This window comes from Ruegeria sp. HKCCD6428 (genome assembly GCF_013110595.1).
Taxonomy (GTDB): Bacteria; Pseudomonadota; Alphaproteobacteria; order Rhodobacterales; family Rhodobacteraceae; genus Ruegeria.
Genome location: NZ_WVQX01000009.1, coordinates 140,097 through 157,464 on the forward strand (window position 1 = coordinate 140,097; position 17,368 = coordinate 157,464).

The following is a 17,368-nucleotide window of genomic DNA, read 5'->3' on the forward strand; positions in this document are numbered from 1 at the left end:
GCCCAGAAATTTCGGATTTGAATCAAACTTCTGCCTATGCCCGCTTTTCCAGCTTTGCCGTGCTGCGCACCGCGAATTCACTTCGCTGTCCGTCTGCACCATAGGTGCTGAATTCCTGCCGAACGCGCCGCAATTCAGCCATTCGGCTGGCGACCGCCCGGATGCCTTCAGCCGCGCTGTTCAGCAGCGCCTGATTGCGCTCGGCTTTCTGTTGAACGCGAATCAGTGCCTCACTTTCCAGCACCTGAAGATCATTGATTGCCCCGATCAGCTTTTCTTTTTCAGGCACCATGCTGGACAAACGGTCCAGATCTCCCTGTACAAGTGCGGCACGTTCCAAATCCAGGACTTCTTCCAAAGACTTGATCAACGCTTTATCGGCCTTATACGTCATCGGTTTTCTCCATCAGTGACTTGAACAGAATTTCGGAAAGGCCCACGCCACCGGACCGGGCCAGTTGCTGCGCCTGATGTTGAACAAGCATCGAAGAAAACTGATCCTCACCGGCGCCACCGCCAAAGGACTGGCGGGTTTTTCCCAACCCGGCAGATTTCAGCATTTCCGCCAGAAACGCCGCCTCCAGCTCTATGGCGGCGTTTTTCAGCCGGGTCTGGGGTGACTGTGATTGAGATGCATGAGGAAGGGTGGAAACCTTCATGGCATTCTCCGAATTTGCTTCGAACTTTCTCGATCAAAGGTGAAAGCGGTTAAAATAACCGTAACTTCCTACAGGCAGTGTTCCGACCAGTCACACGGAGCCGGAGCAAAATGCCCAACCCCCTAACGCTGGCGAACGCAACGCCGACCACACCCGAGAAAGCCGTCACATCGCGTAAGGCTCCGGGCCAAAACACTGGCTCGGAGAGCTTTCAGGATGTCCTCCGGCAGGAGGTTGGTGCCACCGGCCACCCAGAAGGCGAAAACGCTGCCATCAATGCCGAGCTGAAAAGTGTCAAAGCAGAGCCCGAACCTGTGCCGGAGACATCGGCCGAGGCATCTGCAACGGCCCATCCCACCCCGATTTCAGAACACATCGGCGAACAGCAACCCCCTTCTGCATTCCTGGAAACCCCGGACTTGGACGAGGTAAAGGTGGTGCCGGTTCAGTTGGCGGAGGTAAAACAAGCACCCTCGGAAATATCGAATCAACCACCGGCATCGGTACCAAAAGGTTTGCCCACACAAAGCGACACACCTTCCCCGGTTCCGGCGCTCTCGCAGAAGGTGCAGGGTCCGACGCCCCAACCTGTGCACGTGACAGCCATGACCGAACTCGGCCAGATGTTTGATCAGCTTGCAAAGCCCAAAGGCACGGTCGAACAAACGGGGGCCGTCCCCCTCCCGCTGGACCCTGAAAAGAAGCCGTTGCCCGAAGTGAGCATTCTGACGCCCAAATCGTCAGCGCCTGACCGGGCGCCCTCGGTGGCGCAGCTTCAGCTGATGGCAACTGCCGTTGAAGCCGAACCCGTGGCACCCGTTGTCGAAGCTGAGGCCCCGCCGGCCGCCAGAGAGGAACCTTTGCCGCTGACCTCGCGCGACTCCGCGCCTCAACTCACGGCTCCGTCTACTGCCGCCCGAGCAGAAATCGCCCGGGCGATTGCTGGTCAGCTGTCGGCGGCTGTCCAGACCCGCACCGGATCAGGAGCAACGGAAATAGCGCTGAATCCGGAAGAGCTTGGGCGTGTGTCCATTGTTCTGAACGGGCGGGAGGACGGCCTGCAAATCACCATTGCGACCGAGCGCCCGGAAACCCTCGATTTAATGCGGCGTCATTTGTCCGTTCTGACAGAAGAGTTTCAGAAGCTGGGTTATGGGGATCTGAGCTTTGATCTGGGAACCTCTTGGGGTTCTGGCGCACATCAAAAGGACGCAAACGACGCTGACACACAATCCCTTTCACATTCAGAAGCTGCGCCGCACGAACGGATCGATCACACAACTTCCCATCCACAGTATCCGGCCTCGGGCCGGGGCATCGACATGAGGTTTTGACCAATGATTACGCCCGTCAACACCACACAGACCGTTGCGGATCAACAAAAGGCCGGGGCATCTCAGAAATCCGCGATTACGTCGGACTTTGAGACATTCTTGCTGATGCTAACGGCGCAGGCAAAGAATCAGGATCCGTTGGAGCCGATGGATTCGACCGAATATGCGTCTCAGCTGGCGCAGTTCTCGATGGTCGAGCAACAAGTCCAGACCAATGACCTCTTGTCCAACCTGGCCAACGCATTGGGCGGCACGAAACTGAACGAGCTTGCAAGCTGGGTGGGCATGGACGTCCGCTCGACATCAGCCTTTCACTTTGACGGCCAGCCCGTGACATTGTTCGCCCAGGCCGACCCTGATGCGGACGCGACGAAATTGGTGATCCGCGACAGTGATGGCACGGTAATCGATAATGTCACCGTGCCCACGACAACCGAGGAGTTTGTTTGGGCCGGAGTGGGTTCCTCAGGCAATCCATTGGCATCAGGCAACTACAGCGCAACCCTGGAAAGCTACAATGGCGACAAGTTGCTCTCTGAAAAACCTGTCGCCGCCTACAATCGCGTTGTCGAAGCACAGGTAGGCGACGATGCTGTTTTGCTGACCTTGCAGGGCGGTCAGGTGATTCCCGCAACTCAGGTCACCGCAGTCCGAACAGGTGCTTGATCTGTCGGGCGGGACGGGCCAAACCTTGGCAAATCGACTCGCCATAAGAAGTGATGGAACCTCTGCCCGACCTGCCTGCCCCCCCTCGTGATCTGGTTGACCATCTTCACGCGAAAAGATTGGTCAACGCGCATCCTCGGTTCGAGACCTTGTATGGCGGGCGCACCAACAAGGTGTGGAAGGTCAAGGGCCGCGACAGTGACAAAGTCCTGAAACTCTACAGCACGGCATTGCGCAATCCTTTGTTTCGCAATGATGCAGAGTTGGAGGCCCTATGCCTGAAGGCGCTTGGCACCACGGGCTTCGTGCCAAGGCTGCGGGCCACAGGGCAATACAAAGAAGCCCGTTGGGTGTTTTACGACCACGCCCCCGGAGCCCCCTGGCGGCAGGATTCAGCACAGGTTGGCGCCTTGCTGCGCAAGCTTCATACCCTGCCCATTGCCGTCCAGGCGCCAGCCGGATGCAATGGCAGCGCAGACTTGCGCGCTCATGGAAAAAGAATTCTGCAAGGCTGTACGTCAAACGGGCGCGACAAACTCGCTGATTTGCAACCATCAAATTCGGTCGCACCCACGCAACAGACGTGCCTGATCCATGGCGACCCCGTGGCAGGCAATATCCTGGTGGCGACCGGTGGTCTGACCTTGATCGACTGGCAATGCCCGGCCCTGGGCGATCCCTGCGAAGACCTTGCGCTGTTTTTGTCGCCTGCTATGCAGCAGCTTTACCGAGGCTCACCGCTGTCGAACAAAGAGGAAGACCAGTTTCTTTCGGCCTACGGCAGGCCCGAAATCGTCGCGCGCTATGAACAGCTCAGGCCATGGTATGCGTGGCGCATGGCGACGTATTGCCTCTGGCGCGCTGAAAATGGTGCGCCCGATTACGCGACAGGGTTGAACTTGGAAACAGCAATTCTGTAACGCCCCGCCTCATCGCAGGTCGGCCAGCGCCAGCATGGCGTAGGCTGGCGGCATGAGCACACGGCGCCAGCGACCCAAAGGAAACCGACCCGGTGTTTGCGTCATCACGACCGGCAGCCTGGCGTCCTGCCCCAGAACCAACCGCGCCAATGCTCGACCGCAATACGTGCCCATGGCGACGCCATTGCCGTGATATGCAAAACCGGCAAACATCCCCGGTTGATCCGGAACGGGGCCGACAAAAGGTGTCAGGGCCCGCGACAGGCACACCAAACCGGACCAGATATGAGTGACCTCGACCGTCGACCAAGCAGGAAACATATGTTTGAAATCCTGCTGAACCTTTCGCTGAATGGCTGCTTCAGCCTCGGCCGATGACCGCAGGCCGCCCCTCATACCAAACAGAAAGCGCCCGTCCGGCATCAGGCGGAAATAGTGCAACAGATTGCGCGTATCATAGCACATCTGATCCGATGTCCATCCCTGTGCCATCTGCTCGGTTCGACCAAGGGGTCGCGTTACCATGACGGTCGACTGAGCAGGCATGTATCGTCCGGACATCCAGGCCGGGATATCCTCGCTGGAATAGCCGTTGGTACACACCAACACCGCCTGCGCTTTGACTGGCCCGCTCTGCGTTTGCAACACAAAGCCGGACGCCGTTTTTTCAACGCTCAGAACCGCGGAATTCTGGAACAGATGCGCGCCCATTGCTTCGGCGGCTCTGGCAATCCCGAACAGGTATTTGCGGGGATTCAACCCGAAACCAACCGGCGAAGTGTATCCACCATAAAACGCGCCACCCATGCCCTTCCCGGGCAGGTCTCTGGCTTCGTGCAGGGTTCCCGCCTCGCCGGCATTGCGGCGTAGCATGTCCATCGCCCGCCTGGAATGCGCCAGCTGGGTTTCCCCGCTGGAGTGGGTATCCGCATCGATCTGATGTTGTGCCAACAGATCGGCGACCAGTCGGACCGCTTCCTGTTCCGCTGCCGCATAGTCCAAAGCGGCATCGCAGCCAAATCGGCGCTGCATGGATGCGTGGCCAAGTTTTGAGCCGCCAAGACAGCAAAACCCGCCATTTCGGCCCGAGGCTCCCCACCCCGGTGCGCCGGCATCGAACACCGCAACCGAAGCTTTTTCAGCCAAATGCAGAGCAGCCGAAACGCCTGTAAATCCGCCGCCAATGATGGCCACATCCACATGCATGTCACCCTGGAACTCTGGCCAATCCGGGCTGGCAACAGTTTCGTCCCACCAACAGCCGTCGCGAGGTTCGCTGCCATAGGCGTAGTCTGGAAAAATCCGCTTCATTCGGTGCGCGCTGCGGCCATTTCATCCTGCTGCTGACGTACCATCGCGCGTTTGGTCACAAGCGAGGCCGTGATTACCCCGACCGTCACCACAGCGATCATGATCGTCGACAACGCGTTGATTTCCGGGCTGACGCCAAGGCGCACGGCCGAGAATATCTTGATCGGCAATGTCGTTGCCGACGGCCCCGAAGTGAAGGATGCAATCACCAGATCATCAAGTGACAAGGTGAAGGCCAGCAACCAGCCCGAGATTACCGCAGGCGCAATGATCGGCAGGGTGACAAGACGGAAGGCTTGCGCGGGCGAACACCCAAGGTCCAGCGCAGCCTCTTCCAGCGAGCGATCAAAAGTTATGAGGCGCGAGGATACGACAACCGAAACGAAACACATCGAGAAAGTCGTGTGTGCCAGAACGATGGTCAGAATACCCCGATCCAGGCCGATGCCGATAAACAACAAAAGCAGCGACAGGCCGGTGATCACTTCGGGCATGACCAGCGGCGCATAAATCATGCCGGAAAACAGTGTCCGGCCAAAAAAGCGCCCGCTGCGGACCAGTACATAAGCGGCGGCCGTTCCCAGAATAGTCGCCAGCGTCGACGAAAAGACCGCGACCCGGATCGTGACCCAGGCAGCATCAAGGAACGCTTCGTTCCGAAGCAGCTCTCCGTACCATTTCGTCGAAAACCCGGCCCAGACCGTGACCAGCTTGCTTTCGTTGAAGCTGAAGACGATCAGGATGATCATCGGGATGTACAGAAACGCAAAACCCAGCGTCAGCGAAACCGTGTTGAACCAGCTCAATCTGTTCATCCCTCGGCCTCCGCCTGTTTCTGCTGGTTGCGCTGGAACAGCACGATGGGAATGACGAGGATCAGCAGCAGCACGATGGCCACCGCACTTGCCACCGGCCAGTCGCGGTTCGAAAAGAACTCTTCCCACAGAACCTTGCCGATCATCAGCGTACCGGAACCACCCAGAAGGGATGGGATCACGAATTCACCGATCACGGGGATCATCACCAGGAAACACCCTGCAATGATGCCGGGTTTGGACAGCGGGATGGTCACCAGCCAGAAGGCCTGCAAACGGGAACACCCCAGATCCTCGGCCGCTTCGATCAATGATCCGTCCAACCGTTCCAACGCAGAATAGATCGGCAGGATCATGAAAGGCAGATAAGTGTAGACGATGCCGATATAGACGGCAGTTGACGTGTTCAGGATCGTCAGCGGGGTCGAGATGATACCGGTCCACAGCAAGATCTGGTTGAGGTACCCTTCGTTCGACAGAATACCCATCCACGCGTAAACCCGGATCAGGAACGAGGTCCAGAAGGGCAGGATGACCAGCATCATCAGTGTCGGACGCCATTCCTGAGGTGCCCGGGCCATGCCGTAGGCAATGGGATAGCCCACCAGCAGGGTCAGGAAGGTCGAAATCAAAGCGATCTTGACGCTGGACAGGTAGGCTTTCCAATACAGATCGTCCTCGGTCAGCCAGACATAATTCTCAAGATCAAGCTGGCTGAAAAACTTCTTTATCCCCGCCCAACCGGCTGACAGGTCCAAAGTTGGCGTATAAGGCGGGATGGCAAGTGCGGTATCCGACAGCGAAATCTTCAGAACGATGAAGAACGGCACCAGAAACAGGGCCAACAGCCAGACGTAAGGAATGGCGATCAGAACGGCGCGGCGCATCAGTTGGCCAGCAGAACCGCAGCCGTGGCTGTCCAGGACAGCCAGACCGGGTCTTCCCAGGTAAACGAACGGCGCGAGATGCGGCGGGTATTGGCCGTCTGCGCCTTGATGATCGTGCCGTTTGCCAATTCAACGTGATAGGTGGACAGATTGCCCAGATAGGCAATGTCGTGAACCTTGCCCTGCACGGCGTTGACCGCATCGACGGGCCGTTCGGCAGAGATCGTCACTTTCTCGGGGCGGATCGCCAGATGGCAGGACTGACCGTCTGAGAAAACAGCAGGCGAAGACGCCGAAAACGGGGCCTGACCTTCGGCCCAATCGATCTGATAGGCGTCCTCTCCGGATGGCGTCGCGCGGCCTTCGATGATGTTCACATCTCCGATGAAGTCAGCGACATAAACAGATTCAGGGTTTTCATAGATCCGATCCGGGGTGGCCACTTGCTTTAACTGGCCCTGATCCATCACCGCGACGCGGGTGGCAACTGTCATCGCCTCTTCCTGATCATGGGTGACGATGACAAAGGTGGTGCCGGTCTTTTCCTGGATATCCATCAATTCGAACTGGGTATCCTGACGCAGCTTCTTGTCCAACGCCCCCAGCGGTTCATCCAGCAGCAGAAGCTTGGGCGCTTTGGCCAACGAACGCGCCAGTGCGACGCGCTGCCTCTGACCGCCCGAGATCTGATGCGGTTTGCGACGGGCGAACTGTTCCAGCCGGGTCAGGCGCAGCATCTCCTCGACCCGGTCTTCCAGATCGTGCTTGGGCATGTTGTCTCGGCGCAGACCGAAAGCGATGTTTTCCCAGACACTCAGATGCGGGAACAAGGCATAGGACTGGAACATCATGTTCACGGCCCGCTTGTTCGGCGGGATGGGGTCGATATCCTGCCCGCCCAGCAGGATATGGCCTTCGGTCGGAGTCTCGAACCCGGCCAGCATCCGCATCATCGTTGTTTTGCCGCACCCTGAAGGGCCTAGCAGGGCAAAAAACTCACGTTCGAAAATATCCAGAGACAGGTTGTCGATCGCCGTGAACTCGCCAAAGCGCTTGGTCACGTTCTGGAACTGGATCAAGGGTTTCGCCTGTGGGTCATTCCACGGCGCAAAAACGTCAGAACTCAAAGCAGCCCCCGCATGGTCAGTTTGGACAATAGTGCGGCGGGGCGATCGCCAGACCGCCCCGCGCTTTTGACCGGATCAGGTGCCTGACTTGATCTTGGTCCAAAGACGGGTCACGACCCGCTGTGTCTTCGCGGGGTACGGAGTCGTGATGTACAGGTTCTGCATCGTGGCTTCATCCGGATAAATTGCCGGATCGCCGATCACGTCTTCCTCAAGAAATTCCTGAGACGCCTTGTTGCCGTTGGCGTAGTACACGTAGTTGGACGCAGCAGCCATGTTGTTGGCATCCAGAATGAAATTCAAGAATTTGTGCGCACCTTCCGGATTCGGCGCGTCGGCGGGAATTGCCATCTGGTCGAACCACATCAACGACCCTTCTGCGAACGGGTGGTATTCGATGTTCACACCGTTGTCGGCTTCGGCCGCGCGGTCCCGCGCCTGCAAAATATCACCGGACCAACCCACGGCTACGCAAATATCGCCATTGGCCAGCGCGTTGATGTATTCCGAACTGTGAAACTTCTGGATGTAGGGGCGAACGCTTGTCAGAACGTCTTCGACCTTCTTGATCACTTCCGGGTCATGGCTGTCGGGGTCTTCACCGATGTACTGCAAGGTCATCGGTATCATTTCGGCTGGCGCATCAAGGAAGTGAACGCCACACGAGGCCAGCTTTTCCATATTCTCCGGCTTCAGAACCAAATCCATGCTGTTCAGGGCCACATCGCCACCCAAGACTTCCCTGACCTTGTCGACGTTCACGCCGATGCCCGTCGTTCCCCACATGTAGTTGATCGAGTAGGCATTGTTCGGATCATACCCTGCGGTACGCTCCTGAATCACGTCCCACAGATTTACCGAATTCGGCATCTTGGCCATGTCCAGTTCCTGAAATGCGCCCGCCTGAATCTGGCGTTGCAGGAATGTGCCCGACGGCACCACCACATCGTATCCCGAACCACCGGCCAGCATCTTGGTTTCCAGAACCTCATTGCTGTCGAACACATCGTAAATCAGGGTCAGACCGGTTTCTTCCTCGAATTTGCTCAGCAAATCTTCGTCGATATAGTCGGACCAGTTGTAAACACGCACCTCTTCGGCGAATGCCGCCGAAGTCCCCAATGCGATGACCGCTGTCATGGTCAGCGTTTTGATTGTCATATTCTTCTCCCTGCAAGTGTACGGCTATTTTCCCGTTTTTTTGGATTTGATCAAGTTTTGCGTTTTTCCTCGATCCAGCGTATGGTTTCACGAGGTCTGTCACCTGACAAGTCAGGGTTAGTCGAAATGGGAAGAACCAATTGGATTTGATCAAAAATAAGGCATCTGCGTCGACAAACGACAAAGGGAAACAGCCCGCGCATGAGCAGGTTTATCAAACGCTCAGATCACAGATCCTGTTCGGCGAATTGGTTCCGGGCCAACCTGTCACGATCCAGGGCCTGACTGATTCGCTGGGTGTTGGCATGACACCGGTGCGCGAAGCCATCCGCCGGTTGATCTCGGACGGGGCATTGGTGTTCCAGGGCAATCGGCGCGTAAGCGTGCCGCTGCTGTCCCCGGGCGATATCCAGGAAATGATCTTTGCCAGAACCTCAATAGAATCAGAGCTTTCAAGGCGCGCGACGTCGAATTTGCAGGCCGAGGACATCGATCATCTCGAGCGACTCGATACGCATTTGGACCGTATGATCGCCGACGGGGACGTAGGCGGATATCTGCGTCTGAACCAGGCGTTTCACGAAACGCTGTACTCTCATGCAAACGCACCGATTCTCAGTGATCTCGCCGAAAGGCTTTGGTTGCGGTTCGGCCCTTCGCTGCGTGTCGTGTGTGGTCGATTCGGGACTCAAAGCCTGCCGGATCGACACAAGGATATCATTTCCGCTTTGCGCGAAGGAGACGCCGAAAAAGCGGCAAAGGCAACGGCTCAGGACATTGAGCAAGGCATGGAATTGATGTCGGACGCCCTGACTTCCGCTTAACTCAGTCTGATTCGATTGACAGCGATGAATTTGATCATATTGTGATCCGCAACTGCGTTCTTGTAGGAGATTCTCCGATGTCCACCATAACCAACCATATGCCGACCGCCGAATTGCAGGCGCTGGATGCGGCGCATCACATCCATCCTTTCTCGGCCAATGGTGCGCTGGGGCAGGAAGGGGCCCGCGTGATTACACGCGCCAGCGGGGTTTACCTGACCGACAGCGAAGGTGAGGAAATCCTGGACGCAATGGCAGGTCTTTGGTGCGTCAATATCGGTTATGGCCGCGATGAGCTGGCCGATGTCGCGGCGCGTCAGATGCGCGAACTGCCCTACTACAACACCTTCTTCAAGACGACCCATGTGCCGGCAATCGCACTGGCGGCCAAAATCGCCGAACTGGCACCAGGTGATCTGAACCATGTCTTTTTCGCAGCTGGCGGGTCCGAGGCAAACGACACCAATATCCGCCTCGTGCGCACATACTGGGCCGAGAAGGGGCAGCCGGACAAAAATACCATCATCAGCAGGAAAAACGCGTATCACGGGTCTTCCGTCGGGTCGGCTTCGCTGGGCGGTATGGCAGGCATGCACGCGCAGGGCGGCATTCCGATCCCGAACATTCACCACATCAACCAACCCAACTGGTGGGCCGAAGGCGGCGACATGTCGCCCGAGGAATTCGGCCTGGCCCGCGCGCGCGAGCTGGAAGAGGCCATACAGGAGCTGGGCGAGGACCGTGTCGCGGCCTTCATCGCCGAGCCGGTTCAGGGTGCAGGCGGCGTGATCGTGGCGCCCGATACCTACTGGCCGGAAATTCAGCGCATCTGCGACAAATACGATATCCTGTTGATTGCAGACGAGGTGATCTGTGGGTTCGGCCGAACCGGCAACTGGTTCGGATCGCAAACCGTGGGCATCAAACCGCATATCATGACCATCGCCAAGGGGCTCAGCTCGGGCTATGCGCCGATCGGCGGGTCCATAGTGAATGACGAGATCGCCGAAGTGATTGGCGGGACGGAATTCAACCACGGGTACACCTATTCCGGCCACCCCGTCGCCGCCGCCGTGGCGCTTGAGAACCTGCGCATTTTGGAAGAAGAGAAGATCGTCGAGCATGTGCGCGATGTTGCCGCCCCCTATCTGAAAGAGAAATGGGAGGCGCTGGCCGATCACCCGCTGGTGGGTGAGGCGAAGATTGTCGGAATGATGGCCTCCATCGCTCTGACACCCGACAAAGCCAGCCGCGCCAAGTTCGCGTCCGAGCCCGGCACGGTCGGTTATATCTGCCGTGACCGTTGCTTTGCCAACAATCTGATCATGCGCCATGTGGGCGACCGCATGATCATCTCGCCGCCGCTGATCCTGACCCCGGCGGATATCGACGAGATGTTCGTGCGGATTTACAAATCGCTGGACGAAGCGCAGGCCGAGATCATCGCTCAGGGGCTGATGAAAGCCGCATCCTGAGTTCAGAAAAAGGCTTCTATAAAGGGGCGGCCCGTCTGGGTCGCCTCTTATCGTTCACCTCAGCCGCTCCAAAAGTGTCGCAGTTGGATAGCCGTCCGGCACCAAACCCTGCGCCAGTTGGTAGGCGCGAACCGCATTGATGGTGTTCGGCCCGGTGCGCCCATCGATACCCTTTGTATCGAACCCTGCATCAGTCAGGCGGGTTTGCAGCTCTTTCTTCTCGGTGAAGCTCAGCGCCCGCTCACCTCGGGGCCAGTCGGACTGAAACGGTGTGCCACCCGCAAGCCGGTCGGAAAGGTGCCCGATACCGATCACATAAGCGTCGGCGCCGTTATAGGCCTCGATCACGCTGAAATTGTCGAAAATCATCAGCGCCACGCCCTGCCCCCCGGCGGGCAAAAGGATTGCGGCTTGCCCGTGATCCGGTACCGGTTTGCCGTCACGCCCCACCACGCCACGCGCCGCCCAATCTGACGGCAGCAGAGTGTAGTCCCGTTTGGCGATGGCATAGTCGAACCCTTCGGGCAAGCGCACCTCGACGCCCCAGGGCTGCCCCTTTTTCCAACCGTGCCGCGCCAGATAGGACGCGGCCGAGGCCAGCGCATCCGTCGGATCATCCGACCAGATGTCACGCCGACCATCGCCATCGAAATCAACTGCGTGATCCAGATACGAGGTTGGCATGAACTGCGTGTGCCCCATCGCACCTGCCCAGCTGCCCAGCATATTTTTGGCGCTGACATCACCTGCCTGCACGATCCTCAGGGCGGCGATTAACTGCGTTTCAAAGAACTGCGCCCGCCGTGCATCAAAGGCCAGTGTCGCCAAGGAACTCAGCGTCCGGTTGCTGCCACGATAAGAGCCGAATGATGTTTCCAGCCCCCAGATCGCCGTGACCACTTCTTTTTCAACGCCATATTCCGCCTCGATTTGCTGCAACACCTGCCGATATCGTTGCATCGCGGCACGACCATTGGAAACGCGCATGTCCGAGACGGCGGAATCCAGATACTCCCAGATCGGTTTCGAAAATTCAGCCTGATTGCGGTCTTTTTTCAGGATGTCCTCGTCAAAGATCATGTCCGAGAACACCCTGTTCAATGTTCTTTCCGATATACCCTGCTGCTTCGCGCGCTCCTGAAACGCGCCGAGCCAGGCCTGAAACCGTGCGGTCACGGCCGCGGACACCCGCAAAGCCTCAACCGCCGGGCGCGGGACCGGACGGATCGAAACCGCCACATCCGCCGAGGCCAGCTGTATCTTTTCGCCTGACACTGCACTGTCTGGCCAAGTCGTTTTTTCTGATATGTCCGCCTGCACCATGGATGCCCACAATGCGACGGTCATGACGCCGCCTACGCATTTTTGCATTCCGATTTTTCCTGATTACTGCTCGACCTCAGAGTAGCGCAAAATCGGCGAATCACAAAGTCTCAGGCACACTCATCGCGTTCTTGCGCGTAGTGCGCTGCGCGGATTTGCGCCAAAACTTCGCGCAGCATGGGCACCCGGTTCGGTCTAAAGCTTTGATCTGTCACGGACATGTCCTGCATGCGATCCAACCGGAAAACGCGAAAATCCTGTCTCAGGTGGCACCAGCCGAGCAACACATTTGATCGATCCATATAGACGATGCTAAGCGGGTTGACCCGTCTTTGTGTGGCATCGCCTTTTGCGTCCGTGTACGAGAACTCGACCGCGCGTTCGTCCCACGTCGCCTGCCGCAAAATGGCCACGTCGATGGTCGGCGCGGGCGGGCGATTGAACCGCGTTGCCGCCAGAACCGCGTGGCTCAGCCGATGGGACTGTCGCTGTGGCAATCGCCCCTGCAATTTCCGCAGGGCGGCGCTGGCTGCATCTGACAAGGCCGGGTCACCAATCACCTGAACTTCGCGCAGGCCAAGAACCAGGGCCTCAAGCTCGTCATCGGTGAAACCCAATGGCGGCAATGTGGCATCTTCGATCAGGGTGAACCCAAACCCTGCCTCACCGTCAATAACGGCCCCCAGACCACGCAGCGCATCAATATCCCTGTGTATCGTCCTGGCAGAAACACCCAGATCCTGCGCCAGTTGTTCAGACGTTCTGGGCGATGGGCCAGAACGCAGAGCTTGCATCAGTTGGAACAATCGGGCGGTGCGGGACATGATGAACCCTAGCCTATCCCTAATGACAAAAACTGTCATCAGGCCGGTTTACTCATCCGGCACATCAAAAACACGGAGCCATGCGATGCTGACCCTTCTCACCTATCCTTCCGCCTTCGGACTGTTCAGCGCCAGCCCGTTCTGCGTCAAGACAGCCTTGATGCTTCAGCACTCCGGTCAGGTCTGGCAGCGTTCGGACATGCTTGACCCGCGCAGGATGCCGCATCAAAAACTGCCAGTGCTGCGCACGCCAGAGCGGTTGATACCAGACAGCGATCTGATCCGCGATTGGCTGGAACAGAAGGGGGCGGAGTTCGATCAGGGGCTTTCGGATGTGGAAAAAGCGCAATCCCGCGCGCTGGTACGAATGGCCGAAGAGCATCTGTATTTCCACATCGTTCTGGACCGCTGGGGCAATGACGAGGTCTGGCCGATCCTTCGCGAAACCTTTTTCACTGGAATTCCGGCTCTGATCCGAAAGCCGGCGTCCAATGCGATCCGAAAATCCGTTCTGAAAGGGATCACGTCACAAGGGATCGGCCGGTTCTCGTTGCCCGAGCGCATGGACCGGGTCGAACGCGATCTCGAGGCGATCTCGGCCCATCTGTGGCAATCCCGCTTCCTGCTGGCGGATCAACCGACTTCAGCAGATATGAGCGTCGGCCCGATGCTCGCCGCCATGCGCGCAACGCCTGCCGATACCCCACTGACCCGCAGGATCAAACTGGATAATCTGTTGAACAGTTACGTAGACCGGATGGAACAGGCGATACCGATTGCATGAAACCTTTTGATGACCCTTCGGTCGCCTCGGCCTTTGAAGCCATGCCCCCGCAAGCACGCGCGGGGGCTCTGGCGCTTCGCGACCTGATACTGAACACAGCAGAGTCTCTGCCCGCCGCCAATCCATTGCGAGAAGAGCTGCGCTGGGGCCAGCCCGCCTATCTTGCCCCCAAAGGATCAACGATCCGGCTGGGGGCTCACAAATCTGCGGATTTCGCACTGTTCGTGCACTGCCAAAGCCGATTGATCGGTGATTTCACCACGGCCTTTCCGGGCGAGGACCGGATTGACGGAAACCGGGCCATCCTGTTCGATGACCCGCGCCAGATCGATGAAACCCGCCATGGCTGGCTGATTGCCCGGGCGCTGACCTATCACCTTTGACGGCGCTTGCGTTCGACCTTGCGCTTGATCTTGTCCTTCTTGCGCTTGGTGCTGGCGGCCTTGCGTCGCGTCGACCGCTTGGCGGGCCCGCGCCCGCGCGGCAGCGCCTGATCGTCGATGGACAGCAGCTCCAGCTCCAACCCGCCGGTCACAGGTGTCGCCTCGGTCAGCCGCACCGTGACCCGCTGGCCGATGGCGATGATCAGCCCGGAATCCGAGCCCATCAGCGTTCCGGCCTCTCGATCAAAATGAAAGAATTCGCGCCCCAAAGACCGCACCGGCACCAGGCCATCCGCGCCCGTTTCGTCCATTTTCACGAAGGCCCCGAACCGGGCAATGCCACTGATCCGACCGGTGAATTCGTTGCCCACACGTTCGCTGAGATAAGCCGCCAGATAGCGGTCGGTCGTATCGCGCTCGGCCATCATCGAGCGGCGTTCGGTATCTGAAATATGCGTGGCCGTTTCTTCGAGCCGGGCAATTTCGTCCTCGGTCAGCCCGTCCTTGCCCCAGCCATGGGCCGAGATCAGCGCCCGGTGCACGATCAGGTCGGCATAGCGCCGGATGGGCGAGGTGAAATGCGCGTAGTTGCGCAGCGCCAGCCCGAAATGGCCGAAGTTTTCCGGGCTGTAATAGGCCTGCGCCATCGACCGCAAGGTGCTGAGATTGATCAGCTCGGCATCCTCGGTGCCGGCGGCGGCATTCAGCAGCGCGTTCAGGTGACGGGTCTGGAGCACCTGCCCCTTGGCCAGATTCAGCCCGGCGGCCTGCGCCGTCTCGCGCAGGCTTTCCAGTTTTTCAGGCGCGGGTTCTTCGTGCACCCGGAACAGCAGCGGGCTGCGCTTGGCGATCAGCGTCTCGGCGGCGGCCACGTTGGCCAGGATCATGAATTCCTCGATCAGCCGGTGCGCGTCCAGCCGCTCGCGGAAGGCCACGCTTTCGACCTCGCCCTTGTCGTTCAGAACGATCTTGCGCTCCGGCAGGTCCAACTCCAGCGGCTGGCGATCAGCACGGGCCTTTTTCAGCGCGCCATAGGCGGCATAAAGCGGCTTCAGAACGCTCTCCAGCAGCGGGCCGGTCCGGTCATTGGGGGTGCCGTCAATGGCCTCTTGCACCTCGGCATAGTTCAGGGACGCGGCCGAGCGCATCAGACCGCGCACGAACCGGTGGTCGATCTTGTTGCCGTTTGCATCGATCCGCATCCGCACCGCGATACAGGCGCGCGGCACGCCTTCGTGCAGCGAACACAGATCACCCGACAGACGGTCGGGCAGCATCGGCACGACGCGGTCGGGGAAATAGCTGGAATTGCCGCGCTTGCGCGCCTCGCCGTCCAGCGCGGTGCCGGGCCGCACATAGGCGGCGACATCAGCAATGGCGACCCAGATGACGTGCCCTCCGGGGTTCTTGGGATCATCGTCTGCATGGGCATAACAGGCGTCGTCATGATCGCGCGCGTCCGAGGGATCGATCGTCAGCAAAGGCATATCCCGCAGATCCTCGCGGCCTTTCAGGCCGACAGGCTTGGCCTTGTCGGCCTCGGCAATCACCTTGTCGGGGAAATCATCCGGGATGCCGTGCTGATGGATCGCGATCAACGAAACGGCCTTGGGCGCAGTCGGGTCGCCCAGCCGTTCTACGATACGCGCGCGTGGCAGCCCCATGCGGTTTTTCGACCCGGCTTGTTCAGCCTCGACCAGTTCGCCATCCCTGGCGCTCAGCGCAGCGCCTTCGGCCACCAGCCATTCGGTCGATCCGGCCTTGTCGATCGGCACGATCCGCCCGCCTTCAGCCCCTTTGCGGAAGATACCCACGATTTTCCGAGGGTTCGTCCCGATACGGCGGATCAGGCGGGCTTCGTAATTGTGATCTTCCTCATGCACCACGGTCAGACGAGCCAGAATGCGATCACCTTCGCCCAGCGCCGGGTCGCTGGCGCGAGCAATGATCAGAACGATGGGCTCGACCCCCTCGCCATGCCATTCCAGCGGCCGCGCGAACAGGTCGCCATCGGCATTCGGCGCCTTTACCTGCAACACGCTGACCGGCGGCAGGCGATCCGGGTCGCGGTAACTGCGCTTGCGCTTCTCAAGATGGCCTTCGGCCTCAAGCTCTTTGAGGATACGTTTCAGATCAATCCGATCCGCGCCCTTGATGCCAAAGGCTTTGGCGATATCGCGTTTTGAGGTCAGGGTGGGGTTCGCCGAGATCCAGTCCAGGACCTCCTGCTTGGTAGGGATGCGAGTCATACGTCCGGCCTAGCACGCGTTTGCGACCGCGTCATGACCAAAAAGCCTCAGGGTTCAAGATCGGCAACCGTATCCACATCGCGCAGCTGATCAAGCAATGACACCCGACCGCCAGAAATCGAGGCCAGCGTGTCAGCCAATGCGTGTTCCGTCGACCAGCGCACGTTTTGGAACAGCCTTGCCGGCAAGGCTGCATATCGTTGTGCGCCGACCAGCCAATAGCCACCATCCGGGGCTGGCCCAAACACCATCTCAGAACGCCCCAATGCGTCGAAGGCACGGGCAATATGGCGGCGCGAAATGCCCGGAATATCCGCACCGATCAGGCAAACCGGCCCCTTGGGCATCCCGCGCAGCATCCGCCCCATGCGATCCCCCAGGTCCCCACGCCCCTGCGCGGCGCGCGGCAGGTCAGCGGGCCAAACCCGGCTGTTCAGACCCTGCTGATCGGGTGAGACGGCCAAAACGATTCGCCAACGGGGATCACGCAGCCGCCGGATCAAGGACCGGGTCTGGTGTCGAAACCACCACGCCGCCGCGACCATGCCGATTTCTCGTCCAAGCCGTGTTTTGACGCGGCCCGGTTGAGGTTCCTTCACCATGATCACCAATGTGCGCTGCATGGA

General features: G+C 59.0%; 18 protein-coding genes. 7 read left to right on the forward strand and 11 right to left on the reverse strand.

Annotated features, from left to right (window positions below; translation table 11 throughout):
* Positions 1-34 precede the first annotated feature (34 nt).
* Both GS620_RS18065 and GS620_RS18070 read right to left on the reverse strand, forming a co-directional pair.
* Positions 35-394: a flagellar biosynthesis protein FlgN gene (locus GS620_RS18065; protein WP_171617308.1), complete on the reverse strand. Its 360-nt coding sequence runs from the start codon at positions 392-394 to the stop codon at positions 35-37.
* Positions 384-659: a rod-binding protein gene (locus GS620_RS18070; protein ID WP_171617310.1), complete on the reverse strand. Its 276-nt coding sequence runs from the start codon at positions 657-659 to the stop codon at positions 384-386. The genes GS620_RS18065 and GS620_RS18070 overlap by 11 nt, the downstream gene beginning before the upstream one ends.
* A 110-nt stretch (positions 660-769) precedes the next feature.
* Between GS620_RS18070 and GS620_RS18075 the strand changes: the two genes are divergently transcribed.
* The 3 genes from GS620_RS18075 to GS620_RS18085 are packed head-to-tail and all read left to right on the forward strand — an operon-like array spanning position 770 to position 3,579.
* Positions 770-1,993 (forward strand): flagellar hook-length control protein FliK, encoded by a 1,224-nt coding sequence (locus GS620_RS18075; RefSeq protein ID WP_171617312.1) that lies wholly within the window; start codon positions 770-772, stop codon positions 1,991-1,993.
* A 3-nt stretch (positions 1,994-1,996) separates the two neighbouring features.
* Positions 1,997-2,659 carry a flagellar hook capping FlgD N-terminal domain-containing protein gene (locus tag GS620_RS18080; protein WP_171617313.1) on the forward strand — a complete coding sequence of 221 codons (663 nt, stop codon included), beginning with the start codon at positions 1,997-1,999 and terminating at the stop codon, positions 2,657-2,659.
* Between the two features lie 53 nt (positions 2,660-2,712).
* Positions 2,713-3,579, forward strand: a complete 867-nt coding sequence (locus GS620_RS18085; RefSeq protein WP_171617315.1) for a phosphotransferase — start codon at positions 2,713-2,715, stop codon at positions 3,577-3,579.
* A gap of 9 nt (positions 3,580-3,588) precedes the next feature.
* On the opposite strand, the gene GS620_RS18090 is transcribed toward GS620_RS18085, so the two are convergent.
* The 5 genes from GS620_RS18090 to GS620_RS18110 all read right to left on the reverse strand — a co-directional run bounded on the left by GS620_RS18090 (position 3,589) and on the right by GS620_RS18110 (position 8,880).
* Positions 3,589-4,890: an FAD-binding oxidoreductase gene (locus GS620_RS18090; RefSeq protein ID WP_171617317.1), complete on the reverse strand. Its 1,302-nt coding sequence runs from the start codon at positions 4,888-4,890 to the stop codon at positions 3,589-3,591.
* Entirely contained in the window at positions 4,887-5,705 is an 819-nt protein-coding gene (locus GS620_RS18095; RefSeq protein ID WP_152459300.1) for an ABC transporter permease, read from the reverse strand. The genes GS620_RS18090 and GS620_RS18095 overlap by 4 nt, the downstream gene beginning before the upstream one ends.
* Positions 5,702-6,592, reverse strand: coding sequence for an ABC transporter permease subunit (locus tag GS620_RS18100; protein WP_171617319.1), 891 nt, complete (start codon positions 6,590-6,592; stop codon positions 5,702-5,704). Before GS620_RS18100 ends, GS620_RS18095 begins: the two co-directional genes overlap by 4 nt.
* The gene (locus GS620_RS18105; protein WP_171172308.1) at positions 6,592-7,719 is read right to left on the reverse strand and encodes an ABC transporter ATP-binding protein; all 1,128 of its coding nucleotides are present in this window, start codon (positions 7,717-7,719) and stop codon (positions 6,592-6,594) included. The genes GS620_RS18100 and GS620_RS18105 overlap by 1 nt, the downstream gene beginning before the upstream one ends.
* A gap of 75 nt (positions 7,720-7,794) precedes the next feature.
* Positions 7,795-8,880, reverse strand: coding sequence for a polyamine ABC transporter substrate-binding protein (locus tag GS620_RS18110; RefSeq protein WP_171617321.1), 1,086 nt, complete (start codon positions 8,878-8,880; stop codon positions 7,795-7,797).
* A 140-nt stretch (positions 8,881-9,020) separates the two neighbouring features.
* Here GS620_RS18110 and GS620_RS18115 point away from each other — a divergent pair, with 140 nt between their 5' ends.
* The gene (locus GS620_RS18115) at positions 9,021-9,704 is read left to right on the forward strand and encodes a GntR family transcriptional regulator (protein ID WP_171119944.1); all 684 of its coding nucleotides are present in this window, start codon (positions 9,021-9,023) and stop codon (positions 9,702-9,704) included.
* 77 nt (positions 9,705-9,781) lie between these two features.
* Positions 9,782-11,179 (forward strand): aspartate aminotransferase family protein, encoded by a 1,398-nt coding sequence (locus tag GS620_RS18120; protein WP_171617323.1) that lies wholly within the window; start codon positions 9,782-9,784, stop codon positions 11,177-11,179.
* A 54-nt stretch (positions 11,180-11,233) separates the two neighbouring features.
* Here the strand turns inward: GS620_RS18120 and GS620_RS18125 are convergent, their stop codons facing one another.
* Together GS620_RS18125 and GS620_RS18130 are read right to left on the reverse strand one after the other, a co-directional pair.
* Complete coding sequence (locus tag GS620_RS18125) at positions 11,234-12,550, reverse strand: lytic murein transglycosylase (protein ID WP_171617325.1); 1,317 nt, start codon at positions 12,548-12,550, stop codon at positions 11,234-11,236.
* 62 nt (positions 12,551-12,612) lie between these two features.
* Positions 12,613-13,326: a YafY family protein gene (locus GS620_RS18130; RefSeq protein WP_171617328.1), complete on the reverse strand. Its 714-nt coding sequence runs from the start codon at positions 13,324-13,326 to the stop codon at positions 12,613-12,615.
* Between the two features lie 85 nt (positions 13,327-13,411).
* Between GS620_RS18130 and GS620_RS18135 the strand changes: the two genes are divergently transcribed.
* Positions 13,412-14,110 (forward strand): glutathione S-transferase family protein, encoded by a 699-nt coding sequence (locus GS620_RS18135; protein ID WP_171617329.1) that lies wholly within the window; start codon positions 13,412-13,414, stop codon positions 14,108-14,110.
* Complete coding sequence (locus GS620_RS18140; RefSeq protein ID WP_152459309.1) at positions 14,107-14,493, forward strand: DUF1801 domain-containing protein; 387 nt, start codon at positions 14,107-14,109, stop codon at positions 14,491-14,493. Before GS620_RS18135 ends, GS620_RS18140 begins: the two co-directional genes overlap by 4 nt.
* On the opposite strand, the gene rnr is transcribed toward GS620_RS18140, so the two are convergent.
* On the reverse strand, positions 14,484-16,742 hold the full coding sequence (rnr, locus tag GS620_RS18145; protein WP_171617330.1) for a ribonuclease R: 2,259 nt from the start codon (positions 16,740-16,742) through the stop codon (positions 14,484-14,486). The genes GS620_RS18140 and rnr overlap by 10 nt on opposite strands.
* A 47-nt stretch (positions 16,743-16,789) precedes the next feature.
* Positions 16,790-17,365, reverse strand: coding sequence for a TIGR04282 family arsenosugar biosynthesis glycosyltransferase (locus GS620_RS18150; RefSeq protein ID WP_171172324.1), 576 nt, complete (start codon positions 17,363-17,365; stop codon positions 16,790-16,792).
* Positions 17,366-17,368 lie beyond the last annotated feature (3 nt).

Bases quoted from the DNA above. Each gene is read 5' to 3' on its own strand.
- GS620_RS18080 (WP_171617313.1), top strand. From the start codon at position 1,997: ATGATTACGCCCGTCAACACCACACAGACCGTTGCGGATCAACAAAAG.
- GS620_RS18095 (WP_152459300.1), bottom strand. From the start codon at position 5,705: ATGAACAGATTGAGCTGGTTCAACACGGTTTCGCTGACGCTGGGTTTT.
- GS620_RS18130 (WP_171617328.1), bottom strand. From the start codon at position 13,326: ATGTCCCGCACCGCCCGATTGTTCCAACTGATGCAAGCTCTGCGTTCT.
- GS620_RS18135 (WP_171617329.1), top strand. From the start codon at position 13,412: ATGCTGACCCTTCTCACCTATCCTTCCGCCTTCGGACTGTTCAGCGCC.
- GS620_RS18120 (WP_171617323.1), top strand. From the start codon at position 9,782: ATGTCCACCATAACCAACCATATGCCGACCGCCGAATTGCAGGCGCTG.
- GS620_RS18075 (WP_171617312.1), top strand. From the start codon at position 770: ATGCCCAACCCCCTAACGCTGGCGAACGCAACGCCGACCACACCCGAG.
- GS620_RS18110 (WP_171617321.1), bottom strand. From the start codon at position 8,880: ATGACAATCAAAACGCTGACCATGACAGCGGTCATCGCATTGGGGACT.
- GS620_RS18065 (WP_171617308.1), bottom strand. From the start codon at position 394: ATGACGTATAAGGCCGATAAAGCGTTGATCAAGTCTTTGGAAGAAGTC.
- GS620_RS18125 (WP_171617325.1), bottom strand. From the start codon at position 12,550: ATGCAAAAATGCGTAGGCGGCGTCATGACCGTCGCATTGTGGGCATCC.
- GS620_RS18090 (WP_171617317.1), bottom strand. From the start codon at position 4,890: ATGAAGCGGATTTTTCCAGACTACGCCTATGGCAGCGAACCTCGCGAC.
- rnr (WP_171617330.1), bottom strand. From the start codon at position 16,742: ATGACTCGCATCCCTACCAAGCAGGAGGTCCTGGACTGGATCTCGGCG.
- GS620_RS18100 (WP_171617319.1), bottom strand. From the start codon at position 6,592: ATGCGCCGCGCCGTTCTGATCGCCATTCCTTACGTCTGGCTGTTGGCC.
- GS620_RS18070 (WP_171617310.1), bottom strand. From the start codon at position 659: ATGAAGGTTTCCACCCTTCCTCATGCATCTCAATCACAGTCACCCCAG.
- GS620_RS18140 (WP_152459309.1), top strand. From the start codon at position 14,107: ATGAAACCTTTTGATGACCCTTCGGTCGCCTCGGCCTTTGAAGCCATG.
- GS620_RS18085 (WP_171617315.1), top strand. From the start codon at position 2,713: ATGGAACCTCTGCCCGACCTGCCTGCCCCCCCTCGTGATCTGGTTGAC.
- GS620_RS18150 (WP_171172324.1), bottom strand. From the start codon at position 17,365: ATGCAGCGCACATTGGTGATCATGGTGAAGGAACCTCAACCGGGCCGC.